Source organism: Bradyrhizobium sp. LMG 9283 (genome assembly GCF_045571415.1).
Classification (GTDB): Bacteria; Pseudomonadota; Alphaproteobacteria; order Rhizobiales; family Xanthobacteraceae; genus Bradyrhizobium.
Genome location: NZ_CP120691.1, coordinates 6,711,951 through 6,731,566, shown reverse-complemented (window position 1 = coordinate 6,731,566; position 19,616 = coordinate 6,711,951). Strand labels below are relative to the sequence as shown.

The window sequence follows — 19,616 nt, the reverse complement described above, 5'->3', positions numbered from 1 at the left end:
TCATGCCCTTCCAAACATACCGGTGGGACGGACGAGGAGGACGGCGGCCGCAATCAGGTATAGGACCGCGAGTTCAATCTCGGGGAAGAACTGAATGCCGGCGGTGCGCACGAAGCTGACGATCAACGCGCCGACGAGGGCCCCTTGCAAGCTTCCGAGGCCACCGATCACGACGACCACGAAGGCCAGAATAAGCACCTCGATACCAAGGCCAAGGACCGCCGCCTGCGCTGGTACCACCACCGCGCCGCCAAGGCCGGCCATGAAGCAGCCGATGGCGAAGGCCTGGACATAGACGCGACTGACATTGATACCGAGCGCCGCGGCCATGCGTCGGTCCTGCGAGGTAGCACGCAGGATGACCCCAAACTTGGTGCGGTAGATGAACGCCCACAATCCGATTGCGGCGGCAATCCCGACCGCGACGACGAACAGATTGTAGGAGGGATACATCAGGCGACCAACGGGGATACTGCCCATCCGATCCATGATCTCGCCGGCCGATAGTGGCGTGCGACCGAACAGGAGCTTCATGACGTCTTCGAGGATCATGAGCAGCCCGAACGTAACCAGCAGGTGATATTCCTCGGATCGTCGATAGAGCGGGCGCAATAGGGCAGGCTCGATCAGCGCGCCGACGGCTGCGATGGCAACAGCCCCGAGCGGAAGGAGGAGAAGCATTCCGGCCAGGCCGAGATTTCCTTCCAGCGCGTGGCCGACCGCACTGCCGACAATCCAGGCGGAGACATAGGCGCCGAGCGCATAGAGCGCCCCATGCGCCAGATTCACGATGCGCATCACGCCGTAGATGAGACTTAAGCCGGCAGCGATAAGGAAAAGGACTGCCGCGTAAAAAAAAGAGTTGAGAATCTGGATGACGAAGATCGTCACGGTTTTCGCTCCGCGTCCTTGGCGTCCCCGGCTCGCCCGGCCTTGCCGATTGTCTCGCTATTTCGCAGTTCGATGTGTCCGATTGCTGGGTTGATCGTATTCCCATCAAGAAAGATCGCCGCGAACAGCGTATAGACGCCGGACTGAAGGGTGGTCGGCAGCGATGCCGCAAAGCGATTGTCCGGTTGCCGTACCAGGCTTCCGACCGCAGCCACCCGGCCGTCCCAGCCAATAACGACGTAGTGCGCTTCCGGCCGAATAGGCTCTAGCGTGCCGCGCAGCGTGTCGGGCCGCAGCGGCGCGCGGACGAGGCGATGGTCGCGTTGCTGCTTGACGGCAAATTCGGCGTCGGCGCTGAGCAGCACGAGATCACCGGCGCGCTCCATTCCGGTGATGAGCGCGCGTGCTGGATAGGCAAAGCCGTTGAACGTACCGAGACCGACGGGATAGCTGAATTCCCGTACAACCTCGAAAACGAACGCGTCGGGTGACCAGGCCTTCAGCCGGTAGGGCCCGTTGGTCACCAGCAAATGACCGTTGCCTTCAAGGAACTGGTCGAGAAGCTGCCAACGGGCCTTCGCCGTCTCCGGGCCGACCAGCGACTCGAGCGCTGCCGGGCGGTAGCCGGTCTGCGCAAATTCCTTGATTAGCGCGCGGAATGTCTTCAATTGCGCTGGATCGCGGACAAGGTCGAGCCACGGCAGGTGGCGCCTCTCCGCTTCGCCGCGCGAGAAGGCTGCGATGCCGCGCTCGACCGCCGCCTCCATCAGCGCAAGCACGTGCCATGGCACCGAACTCCAGGGCGGAGCGATGAGGGCGTTTTCCCGTTCGTCGAATGCGAAGTTATCGAGATAAATCTCGATAATCGGGCTGCGATAGGTGAAGGTCTGATCAGCGACCGACCGCGAGGTTTCCTCCACCCGGAGGAGTTTCAAGCCGCGCAGCCGCTCGCGTATCAGCCGCGTCGCAGCAGCGATCTCCGGATCGTGGGCCCCCGCATTCTGCCCGCCGGCGCCCCAGCGGAACGCCAGTGCATAGGGGTAAAGTAAATCGGCCGCCTCCATGACCGAGGCGTCGCGGAAATTCGAGGCCGACAGACGATACAGCACTTTGGTCATCGCGCCATGGCCCGGCCCGACCTGGCCAAACCTGCCGGTCATGGTCTCCGGCATCAGCGCATCATCGGGAACGCGAACCGACCGCTTGATACCGGATTCGTCCGTAGTGCGAATTTCGGCGCGGTTCTGGACCCACCGGCTATTATAGGGGATGGGCAGGAAGGCGTTGTCTCCGACGGTCGACCATGCCAGACGGCCAGCCGCATCGTTAAAGCCAGCGATCGGGTTCCAGGCTGCGGTCGGGGGCGGATCGATCCCAATGCGCAGCGTGCCATTCCAGAGGAAATCCTTGAGCTTCACGGTCCTCAGGAAAACGGCTGAATTCAAACCGAGCTGCGAATCGATGGCAATATTTTCAATGCCGTTGGAAAAGTCGTCAGTATAGAATTCCCGCCGCAGCCGATAGCCGACCACGGCGCGCTCGCAACTGCCTAGCAAAGCTGCCAGCAACTCGCGCTCGAGGTTCATCTGTTCGGTGCGATCCCTGAACTCGTTGTGGGTGAGACGATCATAAAGCTCATCGGCCTGCTCTCGGTCGTTCGCTTCACTGAGGGACGGACGAAGCAGCTGGTAAGCTTGGAACCATCCTTCTTTGGTCCAGGGCGGTGCAGACCAGTCATTGAAGCTGATCCCTGCTTCGATCAGCAAGGCATTCACCGAAGCCTCCTTGAGACTCACATCCCATTCGGTTGCCTGGACGCGAGCCTGCGGTGAGAGCAGGGACACGTCGGCGTCGGCGCGAAATGCCGGCGAGGGTGCACCGGTTGGCGTGCGCGTGGCCTTGCCTGGAGGCAGTCGATCTGCATGGCCGAGATAATCAGCGTGATAGGGCGTGATCGGATACGGATGCATAACGACGTCAGGCGGCGCCGCCAGCGCCGCGGCGGCCTCTTCGAGAGCGTGGCAGCGCGCATCGCGGCCCCGAAGCCGCGATGATTGCGGATTGACGCTGACGGTGATCAGCGACTTGAGTGACTCGATCGACTTGAGGTGCTCGGGAATCTGGCCGGAAAAGCGCGGTGTGGCGCCCACATAAACGTGAAGCGGATCGACCTTGTTGACGAACTCGCGAGCCGCTCGTTCCGGATCGAGCGGCTCGATGCGGATCTCATGCGGATAAAACGAGGGAAAATAAGATATCTCGTGGTCGGCCAGCGACGATGTTGACGCAACAACAACCGCGCAAGTCAGCCCCAGAACCAAGCCGGCTGTTCGCGCCCGAGGCGAAGCTGCGCGCAGAGACATGTTCCGCTCCACCGCCCGCAGAATATCGCTGCGGCCGAATAACGCCGATGTGGAGTTGCGGCCGCCCGATCAAACTACATCCCAAAGACGGCCATGGTTTCGACAAGAGGCATGGCCGTCTCGATTGCTGCCTTCATGCGACCTGCGGCCAAGTCTCCTTGATCCAATTGTAAGTCGCGGTCGGATCGTTATGACCACTGCCAGGCTTCGGCCAGCGCGGTGGAGCCGTGATATTGCGGATCGGGATTGTGATCATCCGATTCGGATCCAGGATTTGGAACTGGTATTCGGGAACGTTCTTGCTGAATCCGGTTACCGCGTCCTTGTAGCCCTGGTGATTGTCCGGACGGATATAGAGATAACCAGCGGCCGTCTCGAAATACATGCCTTCAAGCTGGCTGATGATCGCCTCTTCCTCCGGCCACCCACCCGTAAGCTTGTTCGCCTTCTCGACGGCCGTCTTGTACATATAGAGCGTGTGATATGCACCGTCCGATTGGAAGTTCGGATACTCGTTCCAGCGCTTATAGTACTTCTCGACGAATGTCTTGTTGGCCGGCCAACGATTTCCCGGCGGGAAGGTAAAGTAATAGTTCGAGTGCACGCCCGCGATAACGCCTTCCGGGTGATCTTTGCCGATTGCATGCGGCGCAACGCCAAAAGCAATCGTGCTCGCAAACTTGGCACTATTGAACATGCCGTAGCGCAAGGCCTGCTTGTACATGGCCACGTAATCGCCGCCCCAGACCGACGAAACGATCAGGTCGGGATTCGCCGACATCGCCTTGGTGATGTGAGCGGTGAAGTCGGTGGTGCCGAGCTTCGGCCAGCCTTCCGAGACGACTTGGGTACCGGGCACTAGTTTGCTGAACGCGACATTGAAATGGTCGAAGGCATTGCGGCCATAGCTGTAGTCCGGGTGAATATGCGCAATCCGCTTTGACTCAGGCCAAGTCTGCGCCGCCGCCACCGCGCAAGTGACGCCGTCCGCCGACTGGATGTTGGTAATGCGGAACGCAAATTTCGGATTTGGGACAGCCTTGTCCCACAGAAAGTCGGTGCAGCCATCGACAAAGATCGTCAGCACGCCAAGCTCCTCGGCGACCGGGCCGAGCGCCGGCGTGTTGCCGCTCGATATGACGCCGGTAAACATGTCGATCTTTTCGGATAGCTTCATCCGGCGAAGCTCTTTCACGTTGGCGTCCGTGCCGGCTGCCTCGTCGGCGGTGATCGTCTCGATCTTGCGCTTGCCGAGAATGCCGCCCTTGGCGTTGATTTCCTCCGCAGCCAGAAGGTGTCCCTTGAGTGAAGGTTCGCCGAGCACCGCTGCCGGGCCGGTCAAGAAGGTCATGTGACCGAATTTGAGAGGGGTATCGGGAATTTTTCCTTTCGGCGCCTCCGGAGTCTGCGCCGATGAGGGGTTAATGGCTGGTATCGCGGTTGCTGCCGCGGCAGCGCCGACGCTCACGCCAAGGTTATTGAGGAAGCTTCTGCGGTCTACGTTTCCTTGCTCCATAGTTCATCCTCCTTTATCGAGGACAAAGATGATCTCGCTACGTTCAAGCTCCGTGATGGGGGCTTGTTGTCACATTTTAGGCCATTGTCTGATCCCAAACCATAGCTCTCTCAGGCAATCTTTGGGCATTCGGCGTCGACGGCCCTACGCCGACGCGCGGCCCCGTGTTCACGGCGGCATCGACCGAACTGAAGTGGCCCCTGCGCAGCTTCTCGCTCGCCGTCAATCTTCGAGGGCCTTCTCAGTCGCGGGTAGCTATGCAGGCGACGGCGTTGCGCGTTACACCTCTTGATCCGCCTCGACCGACACGATGCTGCTGAAACAAGCAGATCCTGTCGGACGCGCGCTGGAACATCGTTCACGGCTGCGTGCAGACCGCTTCGCCACGCTAAAGTTACGTGACGGTTGAACAATCAAAGATTAGAAATTACATAATAATTTCAATGCGATAATAGCTGGGCGGCTCTGTCGTGAATGGTGCGCCATTTTGTATTCATCCGCAAACCTGGACATTCGGCTTCCGCAAGCTCACCGCGAAGAGTGTGGCGGTAGTCGCTCCCGGTTCCGGCAAAGGCGATGTGTCGAGCATGGACAATCCTATTGGCGGAATTCGTCGCGGTTGGCCCTCCATCCGTGATGGCTGTGCCAAGCTGTTCGGAGGACCCGCAGTCGTGAACGTGACGTTTTATGACTTTTCCTCGCAAGGTGGAAGCGACTGGCACCTCTTGGTGGGGCGTGAGAAGGGCGCCTGCAAGACACCGTCGACTTACCATCGACCTGCGCTTCCGAACTACGCGCTGGTTCACGAGGATGAACGGCGTCTGGAGGCAGCTCCATCATCACGGATCGATTGAGGATCCCGGTCTGCTCGCCGAAATATCAGCGAGCAATCTTCGGCTCTCCTCTACAGAAGCCGGTGTGAGGCCTCAAGCCAGCCCATCCCATGCAGGCTGGTCTGCCCAATCTGTGAATCGCTGACTTCAGAACCCGCATCTCCGCACACCGCGCAGCGAGAGCGTTGGGTCGCTCGCGCGGATAAGCCAGTCTCCGAGTTCAATTTGCGCGACGCGCAAGTAGAAGCGTAGCTCCCAGGCTAACCATCACGGCGCCTGACGCCCGTGGCGTCTTGGCAATGAATGACGGTCGCTTTGCAAACCCGGCTGTCGCCTTCGCAGCCCAATAGGTCACGATTAAGTTGACGCTTGTCTTCAGTGCAACCGAGATGAGCCCAAACACGATGAACTGCGCGGCGACGTACGCGGTTGGGTCGACGAATTGCGGGATGAAGGCGAGAAAGAATGCGGTCGTGCTGATTCCGATGATCTCGCCCGGGTGTACCGATTTGATCTCGCCCAGGATTCCGAGATGATCTCGCCCACCATTCCGATTTGATGTCGCCCGGGGCGCGAGGCGTTCTGGCTGTCTGGTTTCTGGCATCGGCGAAGCCGCGTGGTCAATCTTGAATCGCGGCTCGACGGGTTGGTTTTTCTGTTGCTCCTGCTGTGGGCATGTGGGCAACGCTCTTGCGTTGTCCAAGCGTAGCGGCATGTCCACAGCGCCACAGGCTCAAGCCTTTCGGTCGGGTTTGCGGGTTCGCCGCATGCTTTCGCCGTTGAGATCGATCCGGTGGGCGTTATGGACCAGGCGGTCGAGGACGGCGTCGGCGTAGGTGGGATCGCCGATCAGCGCGTGCCATTGATCGACCGGGAGCTGGCTGGTGACGATGGTGGAGCGGCGGCCGTAGCGGTCCTCGAGGATCTCCAGGAGGTCGTGGCGGGCGGCGGCGTCGAGCGGCTCGAGGCCCCAGTCGTCGAAGATGAGGAGATCGACGCGGCCAAGCGCGCGCAGCAGGCGGGAGTGGCGGCCGTCGCCGCGCGCCAAAGCGAGATCGGTGAACAGCCGCGGGACGCGCTGGTAGAGCACGGAGCGATTGTCACGGCAGGCCTTGTTGCCGAGCGCTGAGGCGAGCCAGCTCTTACCGACGCCGGAGGGCCCGCAGATCAGCAGGTTAGCGTGGTCATCGATCCAGCGGCCTTCGACCAGCTTCGTCAGCAGGCTGCGGTCGAGGCCGCGTGGAGTGCGGTAGTCGATGTCTTCGACGCAGGCCTCCTGGCGCAGCTTGGCGTATTGCAGCCGCTTCGACAGCCGCTTGTCGCGTCGTAATGACGCTTCGCGTTCGAGCAGCAGCGCAAGCCATTCGGCGTGGCCGAGGCTTGCGGCCTCGCCGCCGGCTTCGATGTCGGCGAAGGCCTTGGCCATGCCATGCAGGCCGAGCGCGTAGAGTTGATCGAGGGTCGGATGCGTGAGCAAGATGTGATCTCCTAATTGTAGTAGCGCGGCCCGCGGATGTTGGGATGAAGGATCGGCGCGTCGTCCGCGGAGCGCTTGGGTGAAGGACGCCGATCGAGATTGTTGGCAAGGATCGATTTGACCGAGCCGTACGTGCGCGCGCCAATATCGATCGCCCGCATGGCGGCGGCATCGAGCCGCTCGTGCCCGTAGGATCGGGCGAGCCGGATGATGCCGAGACAGGCGCGGAAGCCCTGTTCCGGATGCGCCCGCTCGTCGAGGATCAGGTCGCACAGCGCCGCGGTGGCCGGCCCGATCGAGGCGGCGTCCTTACGGATGCGCTCGATGGTCCAGCCAGCGTAGCGCCGATGACTGGAGGCCATATGCTCCGGCACGGTCGTGTGCTTGTGGTTGCCGCTCATGCGCTGATGCGCGGCGATCCGCTCACCCTTGTGGAAGATCTCGACGGTGCGAGCCGTGAAGCGCACCTCCACCTCGGCGCGGACGAAGCGATGCGGAACGCTGTAATAATGCGCCTCGACCTCGACGTGATAATCGATGCTGACCCGGCAGATCCGCCACTCGGCGAACTCGTAAGGGTTCTCCGGCAGGGCCTTCAGCGCTGGCCGGTCGATCTCCTCCAGCAGCTTGCGGCGGGTGACACCGAGCCGCCTAATCGGTCGCTCCTCGTTGAGCCGGATCATCAACTCGGCGATCGCCGCGTTGACGTCGGCGAGGCTGTGGAAGGTGCGGTGGCGCAGCCGCCCGAGCAGCCAGCGTTCGACCATCAGGACCGCCTGCTCGACCTTGGCCTTGTCCCGCGGCCGTCGCGGCCTGGCCGGCAGAATGGCGGTGCCGTAATGCGCCGCCATGTCGGCATAGCTGCGATTGATCCTGGGATCGTAGAGACAGGCTTTGATCACAGCGACTTTGGTGTTGTCCGGCACCAGCAGCGCCGGTACGCCGCCGATCGCCTCGAAGGCGCCGACGTGGCCGCTGATCCAATCGGCGAGCCCCTGCGTCCAGGTCGCCTGCGCGTAGGTGAAGCTCGATGCGCCGAGCACCGCGACGAAAATCTGCGCACTGCGCCGCTCGCCGGTGCGCCGGTCGATCACCACCGGGACGCCGTCGCCGGCATAGTCAACGAACAGCTTGTCGCCGGCCGCATGCGACTGGCGCATCGTCACCGACAGCCGGCCTTCCCAGGCGCGGTAGAGCTCGCAGAAACGCGAATAGCGATACCCGCCGGGCTCGCCCGCGATGTACTCCTCCCACAGGATCGACAGCGTCACGTGCTTGCGCCGGAGCTCGCGGTGCACCGCCGCCCAGTCCGGCTCGGCCTGCCGGCGATGGCCCCGCCGGGTGCCGGGACCGGCTCCCGCGCTGGCGAACAGCCGGGCTTCCAGCACAGCGTCGGTGATGGCGTCGGGCAATGGCCAGGTCAGCCCCGCCGCCTCGAACCGGTGGATCGTCAACCGCACCGTCGAAGGGGCTGTCCCCACCCGCCGCGCAATCTCGCGGGTCGGCATCCCGGCCGACTTCAATCTGATCACATCGCGCACATGGCGCATCGCAAACCTCTCCGTCGGCATCCAGGTCCCCCTTCGCAAAGCCGAAAGGCGGACCGTATCGGAGCCAGAAGAGGCCTCGTCACCCCGGGCGACATCATCCCGGAATGGTGGGCGAGATCATCTCGGAATGGCGGGCGAGATCAAATCGGAACGGTGGGCGAGATCATTCCGGAATGGTGGGCGACATCGAGCGGAATCAGCACGGTCGTCTTCGGCTTGCTCCCTCGACCACGATGCCTTCGCGAAAGGCGCGATGCGCCCCCGTCGTTTGAACCCCTGTTGGTTCGAGGACTCGGGCTTCGCGCCATGTCGTGATCCCGAGCCAGATGAGATACAGGGCTCCCGCGATCCTCAGAAAAGTGAACGCCTCCGCACTCGCCATGACGAGCGCAGATATGCCGACGCGCCGCCGAAAACGTGCACAAGTCCGCACAGACCGAGGCCAACGCTCGATGCCAATCCTTCCGTACGCCCGCCGGCAAGCGTTCGCGCCACGATGTAGAAGATGCGTGGCCCCGGTGTGATTGCGACAACGACGGCCGCTGCCAAGAACAAAAGGAGGGTCTGAAAGCCAAGCATCGTTTACCCGTAATCGTGTTAATTTGGGGAACTCTTGCCTCAGCCCTGAACCGAAATGAGCAGTCCCACTTCTCGATCCCTCGGCTCCTCGCTTGCCGCAAGGCCGACGGCGACGCGGGTGCGGTCAGCTTCGGGACGGTTCTGGCTCATCTTGCGCTTGCCTTCGAACCTGGTGACGGGAATGCGCACCCCAACGATCCCGCGCAACTGTGCTGCGATGTAATCCGCGGGAGCTTCGTTAACGGTCCAAGGCGTCGCGCGCGGCCTCTCGTGAATGTTCGTAAGGCGTGTGACAACCTCCAGCAAGCGTTCGGGATCATGGAAGAAATCAACCGGGCCATGGGCGTGGACAGCGATGTAGTTCCATGTCGGCACCACCTTCCCGGTTTCTTGCTTGGTGGCGTACCAGGAGGGCGTCACATAGGCCTCTGGACCCATGAAGATTGCGAGGGCTTCGCCGATCGAGGAGGCCTTCCATTGTGGATTGGCCTTTGCCACGTGCCCGTACAGCACGCCGCGCTCGCCTTCGGTCTCATCGAGGAACAGCGGCAGAGGCGTCGCAATTGGACCGTCAGTCGTGGCGGTGACCAGATTGGCCAGCCGGGCAGAGCGGATCGTCGCGCGGATATTGTCGAGGTCATCGTCCCTGAAGGCGGGGGGCACATACATGGTGTTTCTCCATTCTGCGCCAGAGATAACGCTGGCCTGGTATGGATGAAACTGCCAGTTACTGAAAATTGTGGTAGTCCAGTTAGCCGCGCCGCTATCGGCGCTAACGAAGCTGCTCCACCGCTTGAGCCAGCAGTTGACAGCCATGCTCAATCTGGCGCGGCTGCAGCGCGGCACCCATGATCAGCCCAGCAAGTTCCGGCCGGCGCCCACGACCGGCATGACGTGGATCGAAGAGCGGAGAGACGGGGTAGATACCTACGCCCCTCGCGCGCGCAGCCTCGATCAATATTGCTTCGAGCGCCTGGGGCAGATCGCAAAACCAGACTACGACATGCAAGCCGGCTGCGGCGCCGTCGATCCGGATACGATCGCCAAATTTGCGGCGTAAGGCATCGAGCAGCATTTTCCGACGCTCGCCATTGCGCCTTCGGATGCGATTGACATGGGCGTCGTAGGTGCCGGTCTCGAGCATCGTGGCAAGCGCCTCCTGCTCGAACAACGGCGTGTGCCGGTCGATGCCCTGCTTGGCGGCAGAGAAGATGGACTGTAGTTGGGGCGGCACAACCAGGTAGCCGATCCTCAGCGTAGGCGAGAGCGTCTTCGAAACAGTACCAAGATAGATGACATTCTCGCTATCTTCGAGGGCGTGCAGCGGGGGAATGGGCTTGGTGTCATAGCGGTACTCGCTGTCGTAATCATCTTCGATCACGTAAGCGTTGAATTTCTTTGCCCAGTTGAGTAACTGCTGCACGAAGTTGAACTCGCTTGAGAACTCGCGAGTGACCCACGCGAACGGCGGATAATACGTTGGTTTGATTGGTGTGAGAAACGCGGTGGGGAGCAACTGAGTTCAGCGGCCGCGGCGTAGAAAACTTAAACCTAACTATCTCCCCAAAACTCCTGTCATACATGTATTTGGCGCAATTGCCGAAGCTTTGATGCACGTAAGCTCAAAGCCGTCGGCAGTTCGTCCGTTGAGTCTGTTTCGCCGTCGATTGGTCAGGTCTAGACCAAGCAGCCCCAAATTCGCGCCAGCTACCAGATTCTCGTTCAAGGTGTTTTCCGCAGATCAGCCAGCCCTTACCAGCCGGCGCGTCGGATTTGGCGACGATATGAAGGCTCGCGGCCCAGTCAGGACCGATGCGCTTGGCCGCCCGTCCTTGTCGGCTGACCCGACAAAGACATAAGTCAGGTTGGTGAAGAAATCCCGATGCTGTACCGGCATCTCCTTTCGAATTGCCACCTTTGCATGCTTGCGGATGTTGTCATCCACACCAGCCCGCCGCTGGACTTCTAGTTCACCCGAGTGAAACGGAGACGAATCGCGTTCCGGCATCATGATGCACTCTCTACGAGCCTGCTATCGGGGGCGCTGGCGGCATTGACTCGAACTTCGGCAAAGCCTCGATACGCTCAAGCCATCGAACGATGTTCTGATGGGGCTTCAACGACACACCGCCTTCCGGTGCGGCGCGCGTATAACTGTAGCATGCGATGTCAGCCACAGTGGGCAGGCCGGTCGCCACGAACTTCCGTTCTGCGAGATGCTCGTCCATCACCTTGAAAAGCCGATCCGCCAGCTCGATGGACCGCTCACGATCTACCGATCGTCCAAACACGGTGCCAAGACGAGCGGTAGCTGGGCCAAACGCGAGCGGGCCGGCAGCGACGGAGAGCTTACGCTTCTCAAAGAAACCCAGACCGAAACTCGCGAGAGCGAGTTCGATCTAAGGTCGCGACGTTGCAAGATTGAACACTACCATACGCGCGTGAATATATCCGCGCCCTTCAACTTGCTAGGCTTGCCGTTCTTATCAACGTAGAACAGCGTCCATGACGTTGGCATCTGAGGCCCGTTAACTTTTCCAACCCACTGGGTGAAAGAATTGCACTGGGCAAAAGTAACGACAAAATACAGTCCGGTTGGACGAACGGCTCCTGATGCAGGATAAGGGATACCCTGGCAAGCAAACCCTTGAGCATGGTTTGTGAAAGTCCCTTGTATTGACCCGCTATTAGCGGACCAAACAAACAGTTCTGAACCCCGCTCATTCTTCCAGTATGAGGGAGCAGGAAGCCCTTGCGCCCTGGCCTCGGCGCAAAGCAAGCAAAACTGAGCGATCACCAAAAATCCCAGAAGTCTCTTCATATTGAAGCCCCAAGAGAGTTCGCTTAAAAGTAGCAACTTAGATAACTAATTTGGTATAACTTGAGGTGACGTTCGCTGCTCTTTCTCGCATTCGGCAACGGAATGCGGCGCATATGCACGAAATCAGGCTGGATCGCGGCGAAGTCGGCGTCCCTCGATCCCAGCGGCCTTGCTTTCCCTGCGTCGGTTCGCCTGGGCGGCCGAGCTACGAGGCGATGCGCTTCCCACGACGGGGCGGGTTCTACCTCTTGATCTGCACCCGTTTTGCGGACCCGTCGAAGACGATGGATGCATCGGCGACCTGCGGGCTACGATGCTCTCACTGAGATCGTCGATTGATGGTGCCGAATGTAAAGGGGGCTTCACCTGCAGCTGCGCGATGAGGTTCTGATCTCGAATTGCTTCATCGCAACGCCATTGCTGACGCGGTGATAGCGAGATTGCGGTCAGCACCCGTGCTTCACGGCAGCTCTTGACGGTTGCCCGTTATCGCGTCAACGAGAAAGACCGATGAATGGGAATGGCAAGCTGAGGATGATGGATGTGATTGATCAAGCGAGCGCCTCGGAGTTGCCACCCGTCTTGCACAAATCCCACGACGTTTTTCCTGGATTCTCGCGATCGTGGTCATCTCCTTTGGTCTGTGCGCGGGGGCAGCCTACTATTGGACTAACATCGAGGCAGTTTTCGCGACATCGTCGGTGCGTGAAGCTGCCTCAACACCAGGCTTGCCACCTGAAGATAGGGAAGCTCTCTCGGAGATTCGATCAGGGCAACATAGGGCGAGAGATGAACTTGCAGAGCTCAATCGCAACATCGGTGCGCAGCAAGCCGATTTGAAACGGATGGCGGACCAGATCGAGGCGCTCACCGCGAAGATCGAATCTTTGCAGAATATACCCGTGCCTGCCTCTGTGCTGTCGGCTCCATCTCCGCCGGCCGTCCATCCCACTTTGAGGCCAGCGAAGAGAGTGGTTCAACGATCTAAACCAGAAGGGCCAATCTCGGTCGGGGGCGCGCCGCTGATTCCTGAGCCCGGCTCCGACCAGCGTTGATCCAGAATACGGCTCTGGCGTGGACTGATTTCGTGGTCATAGCGCTCCTGACACTGCGAGCTCTTGGCCATGGCTCGGTTGATGGCTCTCGAGTCAGCCCTTGACCCTTGCGCTCATCCCTGATCAGCGCTCCGAGGCTTTTGCTGATTGTGATCGTTGGCAAGACCAACCCTATCGGGACGATCTTTGGCAAGTTTCAAGAGCAATTACAAAAACCGATCGGGACGTTTTTCAGTTGATTATTCCTTAGTCTCGTAAAATCGTCCCGATCGGGACAATTCGGGGCTGGCGGGGATCCCGCCGATCGGGCTGTGCAACCGGAAAACACCTAATTCAATCATTTTAGCGCGCCCACGAGCCCAAGACCAATCCGTGGCACCAGCACGGTTCGCCTTGCGATCGTTTTGCCGTCGCACAACTTGATGGGACCGCTTGCCAACTGGCCGAGTCCCAGCTTGCCGCTGTCAAGATCAAGCTTGCCCGGACCAAGACCGCAAATTCCGAAGAAGGTCTCACCTGAAGGTATTTCCCTCGGTCCCACAAACCAAAGTCGCAGAAAGTGATTCGCAGGCCGATATGTCGGGGCCGAGTGAGTGATGAAAAATGACCGCCTCCAAATCTCAAAAAGGCGATCTAAGCTGATTGCGTCATCGTCGTCGGTCATCATAAATCCTCCGCTGCGCGGGAAAGAATGCGCCAAGGACCAGCGAAGGTTCGTAACACTCGAACATCGCCAGCACGGTAGATGTCATGCGCGGGGCTAGTGGTCCTCCACCGAATGCCAGTCCACGCCGTGGAGGCGGATCATCTCGCGATGCGACCGATTGATGAAAGCGCGCTCGACGCAAAAGTCCGGAAGCGACTGAAGCGGCCAGCGCAAGGCCACAGGCGATGTAGCTATTGATGAAATTCCAAAAAATGTTGCTGCCAGCGACGACAATAAAAGTGAGTGCCATGACCGTATTGCGTATTGCCCCAACCATGTAGTGTCCCCGGCTAATCGGCGAGGGAGGTTAACATTGCAGTCACGACGATCAGCAGCGTTGATCGTGGTGATCCGTCGTATTTCTGCTAGACCAGCTTGGGGCTCGGGACGCCGTGGGTCTACTCCGTTGGTTGGCGCAGCTCGCACCGGGCGTCCTCAGCCACATGGCCCAAGAATTACAGCGCCGGTACAACAAGCACCAGTACCCAGACGAGAAGCGCGAGGCCTTAGACGCATATGCTAAGCACGTTGCGGCGACCATGCTTAGGCGGTCCCGGGCCCGGAATTGATGCTGTCTACGGGTTGGGCGCGAGTTCCTGAACCCGACACTTCGTGCGAACGCGATAGCAATTCGCTAAGCACGACTGCAGCACTTAAGGCTCGTTAACAGCCCGGTGGCCGCGCGAATGTACTTTGTGCCACAACCCCTGATAAGCGGAGAAGGCGCATGAATATCGCTATCAAGACCGCTGCTGTTTGCGGAGTTGGTACGCTCCTCATTGGTGTGGTCGCCGGTCGCGGCAATTCGGCGCCGCCGCCGCCATCTGTTCCGGTACCTTACGACCAATCTGGTTTTGTCCGTTCGATCTCTACGGCAAAGACTGCTTACAAAACAGCAACCAACCAATTGGCCGCAGGAGGGGCCCGCAACAGTCGGAAGCAAGCAATCTGCAACGTCCTGCAAGGTCAAAGCGCGACCGGATGGATCGGAAAGATTGCGCAGCTCTCTTCTAACGGCGACGGAAAAGGAGTGATTAGCATCGAACTAGCACCTGACGTGCACGTCGCTACATGGAATAATGCTCTTTCCGACATAGGCTCGCGTACCCTGATCGAGCCAACGTCTTCTCTCTTTAAGAGCCTCGCTGGGATGAAGCGCGGCGATATGGTAAAGTTCTCCGGCAATTTTACGTCGTCTGACGTCGATTGCGTGCGTGAGCAGAGTGTCACGCTAGATGGATCGATGACTGATCCGGTTTTCACGATGCGTTTTTCGTCCGTCGCTAAGCTCTGATCGACCCGGGCCAACAGCGCCCAAGCACATTTTCGAGCTGCGTCAAAGCAATAACAAGCGCAGGGTGCACGCGCGTGCCAATGGACGAGAAGCGCGAGGTGGTTCTCTGGGATATGGGCGGGCCAGACGAGTACCGCCTCATGCATCAATTGTTCCTCCACGACACGACAGTGGCGCTTGTCTTGCTCGATCCCACGTCGTCGCACCGCGCTCGAAGAGGCGGAGGGGTGGACGAAGCGACTTGAGAAGCAACTTGTCGGCAAAATCCCAGCGAAATTGCTGGTCGGCACGAAACTGGATGCAGAAAATGACCCGGTGGATGTGCGCGGAATAGACAAGCTCATCAGAAGTGCCGCGAAGCTTGACTGCGTTGACGAGCACTCTGCGAGAAATCGAGCCGAGCAAATGTGTGGCGAGCACGACGTTGAGCTTTGGGAAGTCGACCGGCTCGTTTCTGTCTTTCGGTCGACCGCAACCAAAGTGCGCAGCGAAACGCGATTGGTGAAAGCTGAACGAAGGCGCAGTAGTTGGCGGCAAGTTCGTCCTAGCTCGGCGCCCCAATCGCAAGATTTCCTGAGGATACCGCTAAGAACGCGACGGTTATTAACTCGTGGTGCGCTGCGCGGCTTATTCGATAGCCTTAACTTGATGGCAGCCCAGTCACTCGTCAGTCAGTTCGTAGCGCATGATTCACCCCTCAATGAGGCGCTTGAATGACCGCTCGGCAGTGAAAGCCCGCTCAATGGCTTCCGGTGCGGCGACACGTCAAAGGCCGGATTCCGATTCCAGGAATCTACGGGATGAACAAGTTCCGACGTAGGCGTGCCGCTCAGCCCTCGAATTCGTCCGCCTCGTCGCGCGGCCTTGGCGAGGCGGGGCATTGCGCATTCTGCGCACGCGCCTCGTCTCGCTCGCGTACGGCTCGGCGCTCGGTCGGCTCGCGGCCGACGTTCGCTTGCAAGCCCGCCAAATCGGTGAAGACGTCGGCCTGGCGGCGCAGCTCATCGGCGATCATCGGCGGCTGGGTAGCAATTGTGGAGACCACTGTGACGCGGACGCCGCGGCGCTGCACCGCCTCAACCACGGGACGGAAATCGCCGTCACCCGAGAACAGGATCATCTCGTCGATTTTTCCAGCAAGCTCCATGGCGTCGACCGCGAGCTCGATATCCATGTTGCCTTTCACCTTGCGGCGTCCGGAAGCGTCGACGAATTCCTTGGTCGGCTTGGTCACGACGGTTAGCCATTGTAGTGGAGCCAATCGACCAGCGGACGGATCGAAGAGAACTCCTGATCCTCGACAACGGCCGTATAGTAAAAGGCGCGGAGCAGGGTGCCCCGCCCCTGAAATTCCTTCAGGAGGCTCTTATAATCGATGTCGAAGCCGAGCGTCTTGGCCGTGGCGTAAAGGTTGGCGCCGTCGATGAAGAGGGCAATCCTATTGGGTACGGTTGACATCCTGACACGGCCCGACTTGCCTCAACTGCGGAAATGCGCTCCCGCATGGGCCTGATTTAACGATCAATCCGACGATTTCGGGCGGCCTTTGGTGCCGCTCGCTCGGCCCCTTTACGGCGTTGCCGTCCGAGCTCCGACAGCGACAGGCTATCTTCGATCGTTCGACCTTTCAAAACCTTTTTCATGAACTCTTGAACCTTGAGTAACGCAGCAACGACGACAGAAGTATATAGCTGACAAGAAGGCGATGCCCGAGCACCTGCCGCTCTTCGAGATCCATCTGAGACAACGCCGCCGGACATGCAGATGGTATCTCTGTACGACCGGCGGCCGGCCGCTCATGCACGGATCGGAAGCCAGCAGGACCGCCGCCCGGTACCAGGCCAATCGCGCACTGTTTCTGATGTTGCTGGCCTCGGCCCACGGACGATCGGGCCTGGCGAAAGCGCCTATCAGGGCAAGTCCCCGGCATGTTTAAGATTGAAGAGGTATGTTGAAGCCAGCATCGCGGGTGCGATTTGACCAAAGGAATTCTCCTCAAAGGAGATCGGTGTCTACGGCTTTGCCGACAGATTGAAATCGCCGCACGATGACCTTCTCGTCGATCTCGAAACTCACCAAGTCCTCACCAACCTGGCTTTGTCGTCGCATGCGCCGCTGCCGCCTGCCTGGGCAGCGTATGGCAGCTCTGCCCAGGCACTTCAGACCTCGATTTTCCGCGCTCTCAATTCATCAATGTCGAGAACGCCGAGATATCGACCGTGCTCTCGATGTTGGTATAGCCCCTGCAGTTGAACCGCAGGCAGGTTGGCCGGTTCGCGCCGTTAGATCAGCCTCCAAGTTTTGGCTGCGTGACGTATAAGCCAAGAATCCAAACCGTGCAGGGTTTTACAACGACTCTCACATCGCGTCATCAGAGGGATGTCCGCTGCTGATGCGGTGGACGGGGGTTCCGTTAGCGTTTGCAGCAAGATGTAGTACATGCTACATGATGTGGCCTAGACGTAATCGCAAGTCGAGGAAGGCTTATTCCATGCAGTTGTTTTCGGACTCGCGGCGGGCCGCTCATTGCCCTCTCAGGATGTCTTGCTTCATTGCTGTAGGAGTATCGGTCGTTTTGCTTTGCTTGGCCGGATTCGCGGGGCCTGCCTTCGCAGAGGGAACATCTGAAGGCGCGGGTATCGGAATTGCGGTCCTGCCACGCGACCTCAGTCCCTGGGGCATGTTCATGCAGGCCGATATCGTCGTGAAGGCGGTGATGACCGGGCTGGCCTTGGCCACTGTCGTGACCTGCACGGTGTGGCTGTCCAAGACCATCGAGCTGTTCAATGCGCGCCGTATCGTGCGGCGCTCGCTGCGCGAGCTCGCGGGGGCCGGAAGCGTCGAAGACGCGGTGCGGACGGTGCCTGCCGGGCCGGTGGCGAGGCTGCTCGACGGCGCGGCTGCAGAGCTGAAGCTCAGCAACGATCGCATGGACAGGGACGGGATCAAGGCCCGCATCCTGTCGCGCCTCCAGCAGATCGAGGCCGCTGCCGGACGGCGCATCGCTTTCGGCACTGGCGTACTGGCGACCATCGGTGCGACCGGGCCCTTCGTTGGCCTGTTCGGTACGGTCTGGGGCATCATGAATAGCTTCATCGGCATTTCGAAATCGCAGACCACCAATCTCGCGGTGGTCGCTCCCGGCATTGCCGAGGCGTTACTGGCAACCGCGCTCGGTCTCGTCGCGGCAATTCCGGCGGTGGTGATCTACAACCTTTTCGTCCGCCAGATCGGCGCCTACCGGGCTCTGCTCGGCGAGGGGGTCGCCGAGATCACGCGGCTCGCAGGCCGTGATCTCGACAGTGGTGCGATCGTCGTGCGACGAGCGCACCTCGCGGCCGCGGAGTGATCCGGTGGCGGTCAATCTCAGCCATTCCGGCACCGAGCTTGCCGAGGTCAACGACATCAACGTGACGCCGTTCATCGACGTCATCCTCGTGCTTCTCATCATCTTCATGGTTGCGGCGCCACTGGCGACCGTCGATGTCGCGGTCGATCTGCCAGCTTCGAATGCGCAGCCGCATCCGCGTCCGGACAAGCCGGTGTATCTCACCGTGAAGCCGGATCTCTCGCTGTCGGTCGGGGACGAGGCGGTGAGCCGCGCAGCACTGGCCGCGGCGCTCGATGTGGCGACCCATGGACAGAAGGACAGCCGCATCTTCCTGCGCGCCGACAAGACGGTGCCCTATGGGGAGGTGATGCAGGTGATGAACGGATTGCGGACGGCCGGCTACCTCAAGGTCGCCCTGGTTGGCCTGGAGCAGTCGACCGCACCATGATCGGTCTTGCGGCGGAAGACGTCTCCGATCTGAGACGCTGGACATTCAGCGGTCTTGCCGTGGTGACGCTGTACGGCGCGCTGACGGCATCGCTCCTGGGATGGCGCGAGCCGGATGACGTCCAGCCGGCCGAACAATCCGGCGCGGTAGTGGTCGACCTTGCGCCTGATGCGGCAGCGCCGCCGGCTACACCGTCCGATCTCCCGCCCGGTCCGGAACAGGCGATGGCAGAGTCCCGGCCGGAGCCGAAGCCGGATGTGTCGCCACCCGATGAGACGCCGGAACTGCCGCAGGCAGTCAATCCCGAGGCGGTCGTTGATACTGCGACCAAGGCGCAGCCCGAAGCCGTCCCCGAGCAGCAGGCCGCGGCGGGCACTTCGGCGCCGGCCATGGTTTCGGAGCGCGTGGCGCCGGTGGCTGCCGCGCCGAAGAAGGGTAGGCCGGAATTGAAGAACGAGCAGGCGGTCGCGACCTGGCGCTCGCAGATCCTCGCGCTGATCGAGCGCAACAAGCGCTATCCCGAAGCCGCGCGGTCGCGGCGCGAGCAGGGGATCACGCAGGTCCGGTTCATGCTGGATCGCAAGGGACAGGTGAGCAATGCTGAGGTTACGCAAAGCTCCGGCTCCAGCGCCCTTGACGGTGAAGCCATCGCATTGTTGCAGCGAGCGCAGCCGTTTCCAGCTCCGCCCGATTCATTCGAGAGCCAATCGGTGGCCGTGAGGCTGCCGATCAGTTTCACGGTCAAATAGATC

General features: G+C 60.4%; 17 protein-coding genes and 3 pseudogenes. 5 read left to right on the top strand and 15 right to left on the bottom strand.

Features of this window, described 5'->3' with window-relative positions:
* From P6U29_RS31620 to P6U29_RS31610, 3 genes are all read right to left on the bottom strand, one after another.
* Positions 1-891: a branched-chain amino acid ABC transporter permease gene (locus P6U29_RS31620; protein WP_407114248.1), complete on the bottom strand. Its 891-nt coding sequence runs from the start codon at positions 889-891 to the stop codon at positions 1-3.
* Entirely contained in the window at positions 888-3,254 is a 2,367-nt protein-coding gene (locus P6U29_RS31615; protein ID WP_407114247.1) for a hypothetical protein, read from the bottom strand. The genes P6U29_RS31620 and P6U29_RS31615 overlap by 4 nt, the downstream gene beginning before the upstream one ends.
* A gap of 133 nt (positions 3,255-3,387) precedes the next feature.
* The gene (locus tag P6U29_RS31610) at positions 3,388-4,770 is read right to left on the bottom strand and encodes an ABC transporter substrate-binding protein (RefSeq protein WP_407114246.1); all 1,383 of its coding nucleotides are present in this window, start codon (positions 4,768-4,770) and stop codon (positions 3,388-3,390) included.
* Positions 4,771-5,342: 572 nt separating this feature from the next.
* On the opposite strand from P6U29_RS31610, the pseudogene P6U29_RS31605 reads away from it, so the two are divergent.
* A pseudogene (locus P6U29_RS31605) lies at positions 5,343-5,692 on the top strand (nuclear transport factor 2 family protein); the annotation flags it as partial.
* Positions 5,693-5,823: 131 nt separating this feature from the next.
* On the opposite strand, the gene P6U29_RS31600 reads toward P6U29_RS31605, so the two are convergent.
* The 10 genes and pseudogenes from P6U29_RS31600 to P6U29_RS31555 all read right to left on the bottom strand — a co-directional run bounded on the left by P6U29_RS31600 (position 5,824) and on the right by P6U29_RS31555 (position 13,749).
* Positions 5,824-6,318 (bottom strand): LysE family translocator, encoded by a 495-nt coding sequence (locus P6U29_RS31600; protein WP_407114245.1) that lies wholly within the window; start codon positions 6,316-6,318, stop codon positions 5,824-5,826.
* Between the two features lie 18 nt (positions 6,319-6,336).
* A complete protein-coding gene (gene istB / locus P6U29_RS31595; RefSeq protein WP_407112755.1) occupies positions 6,337-7,080 on the bottom strand; it encodes an IS21-like element helper ATPase IstB in 744 nt (247 codons plus the stop codon).
* Positions 7,081-7,091: 11 nt separating this feature from the next.
* Positions 7,092-8,630 carry an IS21 family transposase gene (gene istA / locus P6U29_RS31590; protein WP_407119246.1) on the bottom strand — a complete coding sequence of 513 codons (1,539 nt, stop codon included), beginning with the start codon at positions 8,628-8,630 and terminating at the stop codon, positions 7,092-7,094.
* A gap of 196 nt (positions 8,631-8,826) precedes the next feature.
* Entirely contained in the window at positions 8,827-9,012 is a 186-nt protein-coding gene (locus tag P6U29_RS31585) for a LysE family transporter (RefSeq protein WP_407114244.1), read from the bottom strand.
* A gap of 236 nt (positions 9,013-9,248) precedes the next feature.
* Entirely contained in the window at positions 9,249-9,878 is a 630-nt protein-coding gene (locus tag P6U29_RS31580; RefSeq protein WP_407119463.1) for an FMN-binding negative transcriptional regulator, read from the bottom strand.
* Positions 9,879-9,981: 103 nt separating this feature from the next.
* A pseudogene (locus P6U29_RS31575) lies at positions 9,982-10,626 on the bottom strand (aminotransferase class I/II-fold pyridoxal phosphate-dependent enzyme); the annotation flags it as partial.
* Positions 10,627-10,950: 324 nt separating this feature from the next.
* The gene (locus P6U29_RS31570; RefSeq protein ID WP_407114243.1) at positions 10,951-11,220 is read right to left on the bottom strand and encodes a pyridoxamine 5'-phosphate oxidase family protein; all 270 of its coding nucleotides are present in this window, start codon (positions 11,218-11,220) and stop codon (positions 10,951-10,953) included.
* A gap of 10 nt (positions 11,221-11,230) precedes the next feature.
* Positions 11,231-11,500: a glutathione binding-like protein gene (locus P6U29_RS31565; protein WP_407114242.1), complete on the bottom strand. Its 270-nt coding sequence runs from the start codon at positions 11,498-11,500 to the stop codon at positions 11,231-11,233.
* A gap of 137 nt (positions 11,501-11,637) precedes the next feature.
* Positions 11,638-12,030 carry an avidin/streptavidin family protein gene (locus P6U29_RS31560; protein WP_407114241.1) on the bottom strand — a complete coding sequence of 131 codons (393 nt, stop codon included), beginning with the start codon at positions 12,028-12,030 and terminating at the stop codon, positions 11,638-11,640.
* 1,392 nt (positions 12,031-13,422) lie between these two features.
* Entirely contained in the window at positions 13,423-13,749 is a 327-nt protein-coding gene (locus P6U29_RS31555) for a hypothetical protein (RefSeq protein WP_407114240.1), read from the bottom strand.
* Positions 13,750-14,518: 769 nt separating this feature from the next.
* On the opposite strand from P6U29_RS31555, the gene P6U29_RS31550 reads away from it, so the two are divergent.
* Positions 14,519-15,085, top strand: coding sequence for a hypothetical protein (locus P6U29_RS31550; RefSeq protein ID WP_407114239.1), 567 nt, complete (start codon positions 14,519-14,521; stop codon positions 15,083-15,085).
* 138 nt (positions 15,086-15,223) lie between these two features.
* On the opposite strand, the gene P6U29_RS31545 is transcribed toward P6U29_RS31550, so the two are convergent.
* The gene (locus tag P6U29_RS31545; protein WP_407114238.1) at positions 15,224-15,622 is read right to left on the bottom strand and encodes a hypothetical protein; all 399 of its coding nucleotides are present in this window, start codon (positions 15,620-15,622) and stop codon (positions 15,224-15,226) included.
* Positions 15,623-15,914: 292 nt separating this feature from the next.
* A pseudogene (locus P6U29_RS31540) lies at positions 15,915-16,543 on the bottom strand (NYN domain-containing protein).
* Between the two features lie 1,228 nt (positions 16,544-17,771).
* On the opposite strand from P6U29_RS31540, the gene exbB reads away from it, so the two are divergent.
* The 3 genes from exbB to P6U29_RS31525 are packed head-to-tail and all read left to right on the top strand — an operon-like array spanning position 17,772 to position 19,613.
* Entirely contained in the window at positions 17,772-18,434 is a 663-nt protein-coding gene (gene exbB, locus P6U29_RS31535; protein WP_407114237.1) for a tonB-system energizer ExbB, read from the top strand.
* A gap of 4 nt (positions 18,435-18,438) precedes the next feature.
* Entirely contained in the window at positions 18,439-18,864 is a 426-nt protein-coding gene (gene exbD / locus P6U29_RS31530) for a TonB system transport protein ExbD (protein ID WP_407114236.1), read from the top strand.
* Positions 18,861-19,613 carry an energy transducer TonB gene (locus P6U29_RS31525; RefSeq protein ID WP_407114235.1) on the top strand — a complete coding sequence of 251 codons (753 nt, stop codon included), beginning with the start codon at positions 18,861-18,863 and terminating at the stop codon, positions 19,611-19,613. Before exbD ends, P6U29_RS31525 begins: the two co-directional genes overlap by 4 nt.
* The last annotated feature ends 3 nt before the right edge of the window (positions 19,614-19,616 follow it).